Source organism: Mesorhizobium sp. AR10 (assembly GCF_024746795.1).
GTDB lineage: Bacteria > Pseudomonadota > Alphaproteobacteria > Rhizobiales > Rhizobiaceae > Mesorhizobium.
Genome location: NZ_CP080523.1, coordinates 215,130 through 229,029, shown reverse-complemented (window position 1 = coordinate 229,029; position 13,900 = coordinate 215,130). Strand labels below are relative to the sequence as shown.

The following is a 13,900-nucleotide window of genomic DNA, read 5'->3' as shown; positions in this document are numbered from 1 at the left end:
GAGACCACACCCGCCATGAATGATCTTACCCCGCCGCTGAGCGGTTTGTCATCTGTCGGCGGCAAGTCCGTCGTCGCCCGTTTCGATGGCGGCATGTTGTCCTCCAACTGTGGCGTTCTGGTGCTGGCCGAGGTGGAAAAACGACTGCGGGTGGCCGACCGTTGGCGCGTTGCATCGATGATCCGCGCTGCCCGGACCAGGTCGTCCACAGCCTGGCGGACATGATCGGCTTTCGCATGAAGATGATCGCCGCCGGCTATGAGGATGGCAATGACGCCAACCGGCTGCGCTCCGATCCGGTCTTCAAGATGGCCCAGGATGCGCTGCCGTCGGGTCGGGATCTGGCCTCCCAGTCGACGATCTGCCGGCTGGAGAACCTGCCCGGCGTGCGGGAGCTGGTCGCGATGGGGCGGGCGACAAGAGCGACGGCCAACCAGTTCCGGCTCTTCCTGCATGCCGGCGCCTACTGGCTCATGTGGGGCCTGCGCGCTGCGATGCCGAAACGCTCGAGCTTTGCTGTCGCCCAATTCGACACGCTGCGATTGCGCCTCATCAAAATCGCCGCGCGGGTGGTCGAGATGAAAACGCAAATCCGCCTGCACCTGCCGACATCCTGCCCCGACCAGCGTATTCTGCGCATCGTCCTCGATCGCATTCCCCCAACTCGCGACATAACGATGGGGCGCAGGCGCCCCGAAACGAACCCGCCGACCGCAACCTGCAAACCCCGCCTGCCATCACGACGGATCATCGCCGCCGCCCGATCAGGCTTGTCAAAATGCACCCCGAGGGCGGGCCAGATCGCCGATGCAGGCCGCCGAAAGCCGATCGCCGTGCATCAAGGCGGCTAATAAGCGTGGTAACTTGTGCGGCGCTCGTATGCCTCCTCTTAACATTGCCGGCTGATCATTGAGGTCTTGCCCGCGCCGCGCGTGATCCGCATCATTCCGAGCATTCGCACGACACATGGACGCAGCATTGCTAACGGCAGGAGTCGAGACTGTCTGTGATTTCATCGCCTAAGCATGGCCGAAATGCCATGGCGGACAAAGGGAAGATATTGGGCAAAGCGAAGCCCCGCGTGTCTTGCAAGCCGTGCCGCCGGGTGCTCGCCTGAGTAGAGTCCGACGAGGATGTTCGTAGCATGATAGAGCGGTGCCGCCGACCGGCGCAGGCAGCTTTCGTATCTGTGGAGCATGTCGGGATCGGCAATGTCGCGCCGGTCGCGACATACTGTCAGGATTCTATGGGCGAGTTGCTTCTGGCCACCGAGGGCGATGTTAAAGCCATGCGCGGTCACCGGGTGCATGCCAATGGCGGCGTCGCCGATGAGTGCGGCGCTCGGTGCCCAGAACTTGTGCGCCCACGTCGTGACCAGCGGATAGCTATGGCGGGTGCTTGCCAAGGTCATTTCTCCGAGGCGCCCTCGACACCGGTTCGTCAATTCCATCAGGAACAAATCGTCGTCTAGAGCAAGCAGTCTATCGGCCTCGTTTAACGGCAAAGTGAGTAGCAGCGACGACACGCCTTCCATGAGCGGCAACATCGCTATCGTCTGATGGTGATCGAACCATTCGACTGCGATCTGCTGATGGACGCGCTCGTGCCTTACCCGGCAAATCAGCATGGCCTTGCCGAGCCGATTGATATCGGCGCCGATGCCGAGCAGGTCGCGCGTGGGGGAAAAACGCGAGTCCGCTGCAACGAGAAGCCGGGCGGTCAATTGCCTGCCATCGGACAGCGTTACGACTGCTCCTTTGTGGCTGTTTGTTGCACCGACGACCGAGTGGCCGCATATCAGCCGGGCAGGATCCTGCAAGCGGATGATCTTGAACAGGGCATCGCGGATGCGACAATTTGGGACCAGAAATCCGAGTGGTTCCCCAGATCCCCTGGGAGGATCGAAACACAGAGCGAAAGGGCTCGATCCGTTGAGCACGCGCGCGCCTTGCAGTGGTGATTTGTGCGAAACGGGGATGGCATCCCAGGCGCCGAGCTCGCGAAGGATTCTGATCGAGGCGTAGGTCAGCGCGATCTCGCGACCGTCGAAAGCTGGATTCGCCAGCCGTTCCAAGGACTGCTGTTCAACAACTGCCACCTTCAGTTCGCTCTGCCCCAGCGACGCGGCGAAGGAAAGTCCGACCGGCCCGCCTCCGACGATAACAATATCGAAACTCTCGTCGGAGCCGGCCATCAGCGTGCCGCCATCGCGTCGGCTATCTGCGTGAGATGCTGGTGGAGTTGAGCCGCAAACTGTGGACCGATTGCGCGGGGTTCCAGTGCCCGCCGCGTCGCCTCAAGCCACTGTGCATGAACGTCCGCATAAATCGGCAACGAAGGATGCAGTCTTATCAAACACCGACGCAGCTGATCGCACCAGTCTTTGGGTCCGCCCAGCCAGCGCCATGCCCCCCTGTTGGCAGGGCCGGTCTCAATCCGGTCGTGGCACTCGAAAACCAGGGCACGGATCGCTGGACCGCGCCCGAGATGAGGGAAAATGCTATCCGAGACTTTTCTTGACTGCATCTTGACGGCATTCTTGAGTTGAGACGAGGGCTCTTCATGCGGCGACAGCGCCGAATTCAGCTTTCCAGCAGCCACACTTGCATCGAGCCTTTCGCCCGATTGTTCCAAAGATAGTATGGCAGGGCGATTAGCCTGCAGTCGGAAACGACGGGCGGCGCATTCCTGTACAGGCTGTCTCCCCAACCTTGGTCTACGACGCGCTTCGCGGGGGCGGTCAGCGTGACCACGCCATCGAAGAGGTCGCCCCGCTCCTCCGTTTCAATCCAGGCGTCTCGCGGCAATTTGAGCTGCTGCACTCGCCCCCCGGGATTGTCTACGTGTTCGACGCAATAGACCAACGGTCCGCGCTTGAGCGCCACCCGGCCGATGTCCTGACTGACCTTGGGATGAGCATAGATGCGCTCGGGAGGCATCGGCAGCTCGAGGGTGATCGTGTCTCCGGCATTCCATAGCCGCGAGATCGAAAGATAGCCGTTGCTGGTGCATGCCTCCACGTCGATGGGATGTCCCTCGACCGAGGCTTCGGCTTCGTGCGCCCATCCGGGAATGCGAAGCTTCACGGCGAACTCGGCCGGGGCGTCAGGGCTGACCTCGATCCTGATCGAGCCGAACCATGGATAGGCGCTGGTTTCCCGCAGGAACACATTTCCCGTAGCAAGCCGGATGTTCGTCGAAATGCCGCCATAGAGATGGAAGGCGATTGCGTCGTCGCTGGCCGACACGAAATAGCCTCCGACCGAAGCGATGAGACGCGACGAATTCATCGTGCAGCATGGGCATGTGTGCCAGGCCCATCGGCTGTGTCGTCCATCGCTGTCCAGCGGATTGGAGTAAAAATAGTGCTCGCCATCGCGCGACAGGCCGGTCAGCGCGCCGTTGAACAACGCCTGTTCCATTACGTCTGCATAGCGGCCGTCGAGATCGAGATGCAGCATCCGATGCGCCCAGAAGATCAGCGCTACCGAGGCGCAGGTCTCCGCATAGGCCGTATCGTTCGGCAGGTCGTGGTCTTCAGTAAAGCCTTCATTCGCGGCAGCCGAACCCAAGCCGGAGGTGATGTAGATCTTCGAGTTCATGACATCGGCCCAGAGCACCTCGCATGCTTTCTTGAGGCCGTCGTCGTTCAGTTCCGCCGCGAGGTCGGCCATTGCGGAAAACATGTACATCGCCCGAACGGCATGGCCGACCACCTTGGTCTGCTCGCGCACTGGCCTGTGCGATTGGTTGTACTCATACCTCTTCGCCCAGAACTCACTAGGGTTCTCCCCGCGCGCGACCGCTTCCTGATCGAAGTAGTGTGGCTGGCGCCCGCGCTCGTTGACGAAATAGGCCGCTAGTTCGAGATGCTTTCTCGCTCCCGTCAAGCGATAGAGCTTAACGAGGGCAAGCTCGATCTCCTGATGGCCGCAATAGCCGTGCTTCTGACCGGGGTTCGGACCGAACGTCTTGCGCACATGGTCGACATAGCGCTCAAGGATGTCAAGGAGCCGGCGCCGGCCCGTCGCGAGGAAGTAGGCGATGCCGCCCTCGAGCAGATGTCCCAGATTGTAGAGTTCGTGATAGTCGCGCAGGTTGGTCCAGCGCTTGTCCGGCTCGCGCTGCAGGTGCCAGCAGTTCAGATAACCGTCGGCAGCCTGTGCATTTTCGAGATCGTCGACGATCTTTTCGATCCTGGCCTCGATGTCGGCGTCGGGCCTGTGTGACAGCGCATAGGATGCCGCCTCGATCCACTTGCCGGCGTCGGAATCCCAGAACACCTGCACGAAATTGTGCTGGTTGGGCGCGGAGCTCAACGGCGGCGGGTTCGGCAGTGTCAGGGACTGCAGGATACCGTGCTTGCCAAGCTGGACGTGCTGGGTGGGGATGGTCCGCGTCAGCACAGTCTCAAGCCGCTCGCGCCAGAATTGCCCCTCCAGCGCGACATCGACGAACTGAACCGGCTCGAACTCGTTCATTGGAACGCATCCGTTCCTGCAATGAAGTGCATTGGCGTGCTCACGGCTTCGACGATGCCCGCACGGCCAGTGAACACGGCCGACGCCTGACGCACGCGCTCGGCGATCATCTCCAGCACGCTGTCACCAGCGTCGCGTCCGAGCGCGTTCAGGTTCTCATCGAGGCTGGCCAGCCGCGGCCGCATCGCAAGCACCATCACGTCCCAGTTGTTAAATCCGACGATGGCCACGTCGACAGGTGCTGCCAGGCCAATCTCGCGCAGCGTGTCGCACGCGCCGCCGGCGATCTGATCGTTGCCGCAGAAGATCGCGTTCGGCGTTTGCGGTCCCGAGAACAATCTGGCCGCCGTGTCGCGCCCCAACGCCTCGGCTGACTTTTGGCTTTGGCCGTTCTTCGTGTCGGTCTTGATCCAGACCGGTCGCCGAGGTGTTGGGCGGCGCGATCCATTGAAGGTGTCGACCACTATCGTGAAAAGACCCAAAAACCGCCAAAACGCTGATGGTGACGACTAAACTGTCCGTTAGACATGCGTTCTCCCTTGAAAGGCTAGTCGACGAAACCACGCCGATGAGGAGATAACCTTGATCTGGATCAGCCAGACACGACAAATCCGGGCGATGCAGTCCTTCGAGCGACAGGGCTTTTCACAAATCTACGTCAAACGCGGCTTAGCTAAGCTAGCTGTGGAGCCTCAGCACTTTGTTCCCGAACAAGCCGTCTCGGCTGACGACCGGCATCCGCACAGTCGTCGGCACAGCGATCTGGGTCAGCGTTCCGGCTTGTCGTCCCGGTCGATGAGGATGCGCTCGGCGGCCCCTTGAAGATCCTCATATTGACCACTCCTCAAGGCCCACAGAAAGCCGGACAGCCCCAGCGCGCCAAGGAATAGAGCTGCTGGTATGAGGTAGACGAGCGTCGTCATGACGGCTGCACCGATGCGCGAATGCCCGAACGCGTTGCCGAGGGAGCCCCCGTCACCTCGGCGAGCACAAAACCCTGCAGGCGCAACGCATTTCCGATGACAAGCAGCGATGAAGCAGACATCGCGATTGCCGCGATCAGCGGCGTGACGTGCCCCAGAATGGCGATTGGCACAGCAATGGTGTTGTAGACGATCGCGATGGCGATGTTCTGACGGATCAGCCGGCCGGCCTTCCGTGAGACGTCCAGGGCAAGGGGTACGGCCAAAAGGCTTTCGCGCAGGAACACGAAGTCCGCGGCGTTGCGGCCAATATCGGCAGCGGTGGCCGGCGCGATCGAGACATGTGCTGCCCCCAGCGCAGGCGTGTCGTTGAGGCCGTCGCCAACCATTAGAACCTTGTGGCCAGCTCTCGCCAGTGTCTCGATGCGTTCGACCTTGCCAGATGGCAGCAGGCACGGAACGAAGTCGCCGACACCCAGCATTTTTGCAACTTCACCGCAGGCGCCTGCGGTATCGCCCGACAGCATCTCCATGGACACCCGGGCATCGTTCAACTGCACAATGGCTGCCCTTGCGTCGGCACGCAGTGCGTCCTCGAAAACGAAGGACGCGACAATGATCCCGTCTTTCGTCAGGACCGTTCCGCCATAGCCATGCTTTCCTTCGCCGCCGGTCCGGGCCTTCCATCCAGCCCATCCGCGTCGGCCCAGCCGCCAGATGCTCCCAGCGACAGTGGCTTCGATCCCGAATCCTGGATGCTCGCTGACAGCATCGAATTTGTCCTGCCCGCCGGAAGCGGCAAAGCCGGCTATGGCCTTTGAAAATGGGTGACGCGAGTGCGCGGCCATGTCTGCCGCCATTGCCAGCATGGCCGGATCGATCGAGGCCGCATTGACGAGACGGGGCTGACCGAGCGTAAGTGTTCCGGTCTTGTCGAACACAGCCGTGTCGATCGTTGCCAGGCGCTCCATGGCCGAGCCGTCCTTGACCATGATGCCGTTCTCGAACAGGCGCCGCGCGGCGACCACCTGCACGATCGGCACGGCGAGGCCGAGCGCACACGGGCATGTGATGATGAGGACGGCGATGGCGATCGTCATCGCCCGGTGCCAGTCGCCAGTCGCCGCCATCCAGCCAAGGAAGGTCGCGAAGGCGGTGATATGAACCACCGGGGCGTAGAGCGCAGAAACGCGATCGGCGATCCGGCGATAATGCGCGCGACCGCCCTCGGCGGCTTCCATCAGCCGAACCATTTCTTCCAGGAAGGAATCTTTTGCGGCGGCTGTCGCCTGGACGGTCAGCGAGCCTGTCAGATTGAGGACACCGGCTTGCACGGTTTCGCCCGGCGCCACGTTTCGGGGCGTGCTCTCGCCAGAGACCAGAGAGCAATCCAGATCCGACGCACCATGAATGATCTTGCCGTCGACGGGGATCCTCTCACCAGCCGCGATCAGGAGTTGCATTCCCGGTTCGATCTCGCCAACCGGCAGATAGTCGCGCGCGCCGTCGCCGCGCAGCACCATGGCGCCACGCGCCGCCAACTGAGACAGGCCTTTCACCGCAGTGCGGGCGCGCTCGCGCATGACATGATCCAGCGTGCGGCCGATCAACAGGAAGAACAGCAGCGACACCGACGCATCGAAATAGGCGTGGTCGCCATGGGTGATCGTCTCGTAAAGGCTCATGGCATAGGCGAGCGACACCCCGACCGCGATGGGCACATCCATGTTCATGCGGCCGTGGCGTAGCGCATTCCACCCCGAACGGAAGAAGATGCCGCCGGCGAAGGCAAGTGCGGGAATGGCGATTAGTGCCGAGACCCAGTGGAACAGATCGCGGGTCGCGCCTTCGGCGCCCGACCAGACCGACACCGAAAGCAGCATGATGTTGCCGGCCGCAAAGCCGGCAACCGCGACGGCGCGGATCAGCTCCGACAGCGTCTTGTCCTTGCCGTAAGCCTCGGGTTCGAACAGGTGTGCGTCATAGCCCAGCCGTCCAAGTGTGGCGAGGAATGGCGGAACCTCGTCGCCGCGCCACCGGACCGAAACCCGTTTCGTCGACAGGTTGACGCGGGCGCCCTCGACCCGATCCAGCTTTCCAAGCGCCGTTTCGATCGCCTGGATGCAGGCTGCACAACGAACCGCCGGTACTGAAAGATCGGTCTGATACAGGTCGCCGCCCAGCGAACGGCTCGCCAGTTTGATTTCTTGGCTCGACGGCAAAACGGATGCGGCGCCAGCGACATCCAGCGCCATTTCGGCGCCCGGTGCACAGCAGCTCATTGCAACGCACCTTGGGAAATGATGATACGGTGAACTTCCCGATAGGGCTCCGCGAGACCGGCGTCGGCATCGACTTCGACGATCCAGACGCCGTCCCTGGGCGTGTGGTGCGCGGCAAATTCCTGATCCGTTGCGAGAGTTAAAATGATGGACTTGTCCTCGGCCTCATAGGCAGGATGACGGAACAGGACGCTGACGCCGTCCAATGGGACCAGCTTGCCGGCGGCGTCGCTGAGGCTGTAACGGACTTCGCCCGACGCGATCGTCAGTTTGCCAGTCCAGCCGAGCGCGGCCTGCGCGCGCCCTTCCTCGGCCCTCCTGTTGAATTGCTGGCTGGCCACATAGGTGTTTTCGACGACGAGGCCGGTCCAACTCGTGTTGGCGAGTGTCGCCATGGTCAGATTGACGCCGATGACCACAGCGAAAAAGGCGAGAATGGTGACCAACATATGCCCGCCGGTGAATTCGCGGGATTTCTGCGGATTGGCGCTCATCTGACGATCTCCGGTGCGTTGAAAGTGGCCGTGTATTCGTCCGACTCGAAGCTCGCCTTGTCTTCGACCCGGAATTTGAATGTTTGCGCTTGGCCCTTGATCTGTTCCGCCGGCTGGCGAACGAAAACCTTCAGCATCTTCAGCCGGTCGGGTTCGACCGGAATGGCAAAGGAGCGATCCGCAGGCAGGTCGTCGATCCCGACGACGCTCATCTCGGCCTCCGGCAGGCCCTGCATGGTGACGACGATCGTCCTGGGCTCGGGGATCATGTTGAGCAGCTTGACGGTGTAGCCATTGCGGATCGAACCGTCGGACAACACGACGAACTGCGGATTGCGGTCGTGCAGAACGTTGACCTCGAGCCGGTCGCGCGTCAGAAGCGAATAGAACAGGGTGAGACCGACCGCCGACCACGCACCCATGTAGACGGACGTGCGCGGCCTGAAGATCTTGCGAATGTGGAAATGGGCCAACCTGTCGGCGAAAGCGCCGTCGGCAGTGCGCACCAGCGAAGGCTTCACCGTGCTGGAGCCGCCCCCGGTCGCCACCGCCATGTTGGCGTTGTAGTCGGACAGCGTCGCATAGGAGATCAGCCCGCGCTCCTTGCCGAGCTTGGCCATGACGCTGTCGCAGGCGTCGATACAGAGCGCGCAAGTGATGCATTCGAGCTGCTGGCCGTCGCGAATGTCGATCCCCATCGGGCAGACCGCGACACAGGTGTTGCAATCGACGCAGTCTCCGACCAGCTGCCCAGCGGCCTGAACCTTCTTGGCGTGACGCGAACGAGGTTCGCCGCGCCAATCATTGTAGGTCACCGTGAGAGAATTCTCGTCGAGCATGGCCGCCTGAATGCGCGGCCACGGGCACATATATATGCAGACCTGCTCGCGCATCAGTCCACCGAATGTGTAGGTAGTCGCCGTCAGCACGGCGATGGTGATGTAGCCGACGGGTGCGGCGGTCCCGGTGAAGACTTCGCCGATCAGCTTTGGCGCGTCGGCGAAATAGAAGATCCAGGCCCCCCCGGTCGCCGTCCCTATGACCAGCCATATGGCGTGTTTCGATACGCGCAGCATAAGCTTGCGCGCTGTCCAGGGTCCGGCATCGAGCGTCATGCGCGCGTTGCGATCTCCTTCGATCGCGCGCTCGACGACCAGAAACAGGTCGACCCATACGGTCTGCGGGCAGGTATAGCCGCACCAGGCCCGACCAACTGTGGAGGTGACCAGGAAAAGGCCGATGCCGGCCATGACCAGCAGGCCAGCCACGTAGTAGAATTCCTGCGGCCAGATTTCGATGAAGAAAAAGTAGAAGCGGCGGTTGGCAAGATCGACCAGCACGGCCTGATCAGGCGCGAACGGCCCTCGATCCCACCGCAGCCAGGGCGTCAAGTAGTAAATGCCCAGCGTGATTGCCATCACCAACCACTTGAAGCGGCGAAAGCTGCCTGAAGCGCGCTGCGGGAATACCTTCTTGTGCGGGGCATAAAGCGGCTGACGGGCCTTGGCGGAGTTGACCGATTCGGCTTCGAGCCGTTCAATTTGCGTGTTTTCAAGCACGAGAAGCTCCAGTCCCGGCGACGATTTCGCGGCGGAAGCCCGACCGATCGGTTCTGGCTTATGGCCACGTTGAGCACGCTTTGCCGCATGGCGAATTGCACCGCGTTGATGCAAGTCATTCGCCGGATGCCGGAATGGTGTCGAGGCCCGGCGCAAGCCGGGCCCCGTCGCTTGGCGGGGAGGGCCGAGAATAGGCTTCCGTTCCTATTCTCCGCCGCCAAGCGAATGAACATAGACTGCGAGTTCTTTGACCTTGGTCTCGCCGAGACGCCCGATCCAGGCCGGCATGACGCCGTGCTTCGGCGCGCGGACCTGCGCAGCAATAGCCGTCTCGCCCGGTCCATAGAGCCAGATGGCGTCGGTCAGGTCGGGCGCGCCGAGTTCCCTGTTGCCCTTTGCTGTGTCGCCATGACAGGCGACGCAATTTTCCGCGAAAACCTTGGCGCCGGGCTCGATCAGACTTGCGTCCCGGACCAAGTCGGACAGGCTGGCAACGTAGGCGCTGACCTGTGCGATCTGGTCCGCCGTGATGATGTCGCCAAAAGCCGGCATTTCCGACAGGCGCGTATCCGGGTCTGACGCGAAGCGGATGCCGTGGGTGATCGTCTGCTGGATCTGCTCAGCGCTGCCGCCCCACAGCCAATCGTCGTCGTTGAGGTTTGGAAAACCTTTGGAGCCTTGCGCGCCGGAGCCATGGCACTGCACGCAATTGACCCTGAATGCCGCACCGCCGGCAGCCACGGCGAACTCGCGCAATGCGTCGTCGGCAGCAATCTCCGAGGCGGTTTTCGATTCCACCGCTGCGACATATTTGGCCTTGGCGGCTTCGGCGGCCGCCAGTTCATTCTTAACGTGGTTGCGGCTCGAATAGCCGAGCACACCTCTGGTCGCGGAAGTAAGCATTGGCCATGCGGGATAGGCGATGGTGTAGCCGATCGCCCAGACAATGGTGATGTAAAATGTCGTGACCCACCAGCGCGGAAGTGGGTTGTTGAGCTCCCGGATGCCATCCCACTCATGGCCGGTCGTTGAGATGCCCGAGACCTCGTCGATGTGCTCGCTACTCATGATCAATCGTCCTTGAGAGGAATTCGAGCGGCTTCGTCAGCTTGCCTGCGGCCGCCAGGGCGAAGCGCGAAGGCAACGCATCCGACGAAGAAGAGCGCCATGGCAAGGAGGCCCCAGCTGTCGGCGAATTCCCGCATCAAATTGTAGTCCACGAGCACACTCCTCAGCGGTAGCCGGCGGCTTCGTCGTAGGTCTTGAAATCGACCAATGTGCCAAGCATCTGGAGGTAAGCGACCAAGGCATCCATTTCGGTGACCTGCTGCGGATTGCCGTCGAAGTCGCCGAGCTTGGCCCTGGGGTAGCGCGCTTCAACGCCGGACGTATCGATGTTGGGATCCGCCTGCGCCATCAGATCGACATTGGCGTTTGCGATCATGTCATCGGAGTAAGGGACGGCGACACGCCTGTTTGCGATAAGATGCGTCGAGAAGTCTTTCACCTCGATCGGCGTATTCTTCAGGAACTCGTAGTTCGGCATGATCGATTCCGGCACCACCGAGCGCGGATCGGCAAGATGCTGTACGTGCCATTCGTTGGAGTAGCGGTCGCCAACCCGGGCGAGGTCCGGTCCGGTGCGCTTCGATCCCCACTGGAAAGGGTGATCGTAGATCGACTCGGCCGCCAGGCTGTAGTGCCCATAGCGCTCGACCTCGTCGCGGAACGGTCTGATCATCTGGCTGTGGCAGAGGTAGCAGCCCTCGCGCACATAGATATTTCGTCCAGCAAGTTCGAGCGGCGAATAGGGCCGCATGCCTTCGACCTTCTCGATCGTATTGTCGAGATAGAAGAGCGGCGCGATCTCGACGATGCCGCCGACCGTCACCACCAGAAGGGAGCCAACGAGAAGAAGCGTGGCGTTCTTCTCGATGATGGCGTGTTTGTCCATCAAGCCCATTTTCTGGCTCCTGATCGCGCACGCTGGAGGGCGGGGATGGAGCCCGGCATCGGATCCTCCTCGCGTTGGTAGCCAAAGATGGTCATGGCGATGTTCCAGGCCATGATAAGGGCGCCGGACAGATACATCGCGCCGCCGATGGCACGCATGATGTAGTAGGGATGCATGGCAGCGACGGTTTCGGCGAAGGAGTAGATCAGGAAGCCCTGCTCGTCGTACTCGCGCCACATCAGGCCTTGCATGACGCCGGAGACCCACATCACCGCCGCGTAAAGGACGATTCCGAGCGTCGCCAGCCAGAAGTGCCAGTTGACCAGCCGCAGTGAATAGAGCCGCTCGCGGTTCCACAGCTTCGGCACCATGAAATAGATCGCGCCGAACGAGATCATGCCAACCCAGCCAAGCGCGCCGGAGTGGACGTGCCCGATCGTCCAGTCGGTATAGTGCGACAGCGAGTTGACCGTCTTGATCGCCATCATCGGGCCTTCGAAGGTCGACATGCCGTAGAAGGCGATGGCCATCACCATCATGCGGATGATGGGATCCGTGCGCAGCTTGTCCCAGGCGCCGGACAGCGTCATCAGGCCGTTGATCATGCCGCCCCAGGAGGGCATCCAGAGCATGATCGAAAACACCATGCCAAGCGTCTGCGCCCAGTCGGGCAGAGCGGTGTAGTGCAGGTGATGCGGACCAGCCCAGATATAGAGGAAGATCAGCGCCCAGAAGTGGATGATCGACAGGCGGTAGGAATAAACTGGGCGGTTCGCCTGCTTGGGCACGAAATAATACATCATGCCGAGAAAGCCGGCGGTCAGAAAGAAGCCGACGGCATTGTGGCCGTACCACCACTGCGTCAGGGCGTCCTGTACGCCGGAGAAGGCGGAATAGCTTTTTGAGCCAACGAACGAGACGGGCATCGACAGATTGTTGATCACATGCAGCATCGCGATGGTCACGATGAACGACAGATAGAACCAGTTGGCGACGTAGATATGCGGTTCCTTGCGCTTCAGGATCGTGCCGAGGAACAGGATGAGATAGGCGACCCAGACGATGGTCAGCCACAGGTCCACATACCATTCGGGTTCGGCATACTCGCGGCCCTCGGTGATGCCGAGCAGGTAGCCTGTCGCAGCCATGACGATGAAAAGCTGGTAACCCCAGAACACGAACCAGGCGAGATCGCCGCCAAACAGCCGGGCGCGGCAGGTGCGCTGCACGACATACAGGGATGTGCAAAGCAGTGCATTGCCCCCGAAAGCAAAAACGACGCCCGACGTATGCAGCGGCCGCAAGCGACCGAAATTGAACCAGGGTTCGATGTTGAGATCCGGATAGGCGAGCTGCAGCGCGATGACCACACCGACCAGCATGCCAACGACCCCCCAGATCACCGTTGCGACGGCCCCGTAGCGTATCGGCCCATCCATGTAATCGGCGGGGTGGATCGGAACTGCTGGCTTGAACTCCGTGTTGCGCAACAGGATCGCAGTGAAGCCAGCCACGGCGAAGAACAAAACCCACATATGCTGGCGAAAAGGTTCGTCTACGCCGAAGCCGGCAGCCACCAGGGCCGCAAAAGCAAACAGGCTTAGAAGGACGATCTCAGTGCCGAATTTCATCGCAAGTACCGATCTCCAATTCCGGCGGACCCAACTCCGCAGTGCATTGATTGCGCAGCCGCCGCCTGCTCGCCCTGATCCATGTCAGATCGCAGGATTTTGCTTCGGGCAGCATCGAGTTCGGTGCGATCAGAAGGTGGCGATTGAACGAGGAAACGCAGCACGGGCCGCCCCGCGTGGAGGCGATTCCGTGTGATGTGATGAAGCGCGCGCACAGGGAAAACTGCAGCTCTGCAATGCTTAGGAAAATATCGCTGATGCGCTGCCCAGCGTCGATCGCCTGAAGTGCCTCGGCACTGCCCACGCAATCCTCCCATTTTTGCGCAAGCGTTCATCAATATGAAGAAACGATCGTCTTTCCCGCCTACGAGGCCGCTGTCGTTGGCGGCGATGCCAGCCTCGCTTCTACCCGACGGTTGCGCGCCGAACAGGTCGAATACGAGTGCATTGCTGGTGAGGTGACTGAATTCTGCTAGCGATCGGCCATGGCGAGACGGTGGAGAATGCGGAAGCCGTCGGTTTCATTCTGCGCGGCTTTCTTCGAAGGCTTGCGGCGACACACATCGCCTTCGAACG

The 13,900-nt window shown here is 61.4% G+C and carries 12 protein-coding genes and 1 pseudogene; 1 reads left to right on the top strand and 12 read right to left on the bottom strand.

Annotated features, from left to right (window positions below; all coding sequences use genetic code 11):
- Positions 1-15: 15 nt before the first annotated feature.
- Positions 16-659 (top strand): annotated as a pseudogene (locus LHFGNBLO_RS01095) (transposase); the annotation flags it as partial.
- 353 nt (positions 660-1,012) lie between these two features.
- Here the strand turns inward: LHFGNBLO_RS01095 and ubiM are convergent.
- The 12 genes from ubiM to LHFGNBLO_RS01035 form a co-directional block, all read right to left on the bottom strand.
- On the bottom strand, positions 1,013-2,194 hold the full coding sequence (gene ubiM, locus LHFGNBLO_RS01090) for a 5-demethoxyubiquinol-8 5-hydroxylase UbiM (RefSeq protein ID WP_258600351.1): 1,182 nt from the start codon (positions 2,192-2,194) through the stop codon (positions 1,013-1,015).
- 388 nt (positions 2,195-2,582) lie between these two features.
- Positions 2,583-4,481 carry a glycoside hydrolase family 127 protein gene (locus LHFGNBLO_RS01085; protein WP_258600350.1) on the bottom strand — a complete coding sequence of 633 codons (1,899 nt, stop codon included), beginning with the start codon at positions 4,479-4,481 and terminating at the stop codon, positions 2,583-2,585.
- Entirely contained in the window at positions 4,478-4,945 is a 468-nt protein-coding gene (locus LHFGNBLO_RS01080) for a substrate-binding domain-containing protein (protein ID WP_258600349.1), read from the bottom strand. Before LHFGNBLO_RS01080 ends, LHFGNBLO_RS01085 begins: the two co-directional genes overlap by 4 nt.
- Before the next feature lie 303 nt (positions 4,946-5,248).
- Positions 5,249-5,404 carry a cbb3-type cytochrome oxidase assembly protein CcoS gene (gene ccoS / locus LHFGNBLO_RS01075; RefSeq protein WP_258600348.1) on the bottom strand — a complete coding sequence of 52 codons (156 nt, stop codon included), beginning with the start codon at positions 5,402-5,404 and terminating at the stop codon, positions 5,249-5,251.
- On the bottom strand, positions 5,401-7,686 hold the full coding sequence (locus LHFGNBLO_RS01070; protein WP_258600347.1) for a heavy metal translocating P-type ATPase: 2,286 nt from the start codon (positions 7,684-7,686) through the stop codon (positions 5,401-5,403). The genes ccoS and LHFGNBLO_RS01070 overlap by 4 nt, the downstream gene beginning before the upstream one ends.
- A complete protein-coding gene (locus LHFGNBLO_RS01065) occupies positions 7,683-8,180 on the bottom strand; it encodes a FixH family protein (protein ID WP_258580791.1) in 498 nt (165 codons plus the stop codon). The genes LHFGNBLO_RS01070 and LHFGNBLO_RS01065 overlap by 4 nt, the downstream gene beginning before the upstream one ends.
- Positions 8,177-9,739: a cytochrome c oxidase accessory protein CcoG gene (ccoG, locus tag LHFGNBLO_RS01060; RefSeq protein ID WP_258600346.1), complete on the bottom strand. Its 1,563-nt coding sequence runs from the start codon at positions 9,737-9,739 to the stop codon at positions 8,177-8,179. Before ccoG ends, LHFGNBLO_RS01065 begins: the two co-directional genes overlap by 4 nt.
- 204 nt (positions 9,740-9,943) lie before the next feature.
- On the bottom strand, positions 9,944-10,807 hold the full coding sequence (ccoP, locus tag LHFGNBLO_RS01055) for a cytochrome-c oxidase, cbb3-type subunit III (RefSeq protein ID WP_258600345.1): 864 nt from the start codon (positions 10,805-10,807) through the stop codon (positions 9,944-9,946).
- 2 nt (positions 10,808-10,809) lie between these two features.
- Positions 10,810-10,959: a cbb3-type cytochrome c oxidase subunit 3 gene (locus tag LHFGNBLO_RS01050; protein ID WP_095496049.1), complete on the bottom strand. Its 150-nt coding sequence runs from the start codon at positions 10,957-10,959 to the stop codon at positions 10,810-10,812.
- 11 nt (positions 10,960-10,970) lie between these two features.
- Positions 10,971-11,702 (bottom strand): cytochrome-c oxidase, cbb3-type subunit II, encoded by a 732-nt coding sequence (gene ccoO / locus LHFGNBLO_RS01045; RefSeq protein WP_258600344.1) that lies wholly within the window; start codon positions 11,700-11,702, stop codon positions 10,971-10,973.
- Positions 11,693-13,324 (bottom strand): cytochrome-c oxidase, cbb3-type subunit I, encoded by a 1,632-nt coding sequence (gene ccoN / locus LHFGNBLO_RS01040; protein WP_258600343.1) that lies wholly within the window; start codon positions 13,322-13,324, stop codon positions 11,693-11,695. The genes ccoO and ccoN overlap by 10 nt, the downstream gene beginning before the upstream one ends.
- Positions 13,308-13,628, bottom strand: coding sequence for a hypothetical protein (locus tag LHFGNBLO_RS01035; RefSeq protein ID WP_258600341.1), 321 nt, complete (start codon positions 13,626-13,628; stop codon positions 13,308-13,310). The genes ccoN and LHFGNBLO_RS01035 overlap by 17 nt, the downstream gene beginning before the upstream one ends.
- Positions 13,629-13,900: the final 272 nt, after the last annotated feature.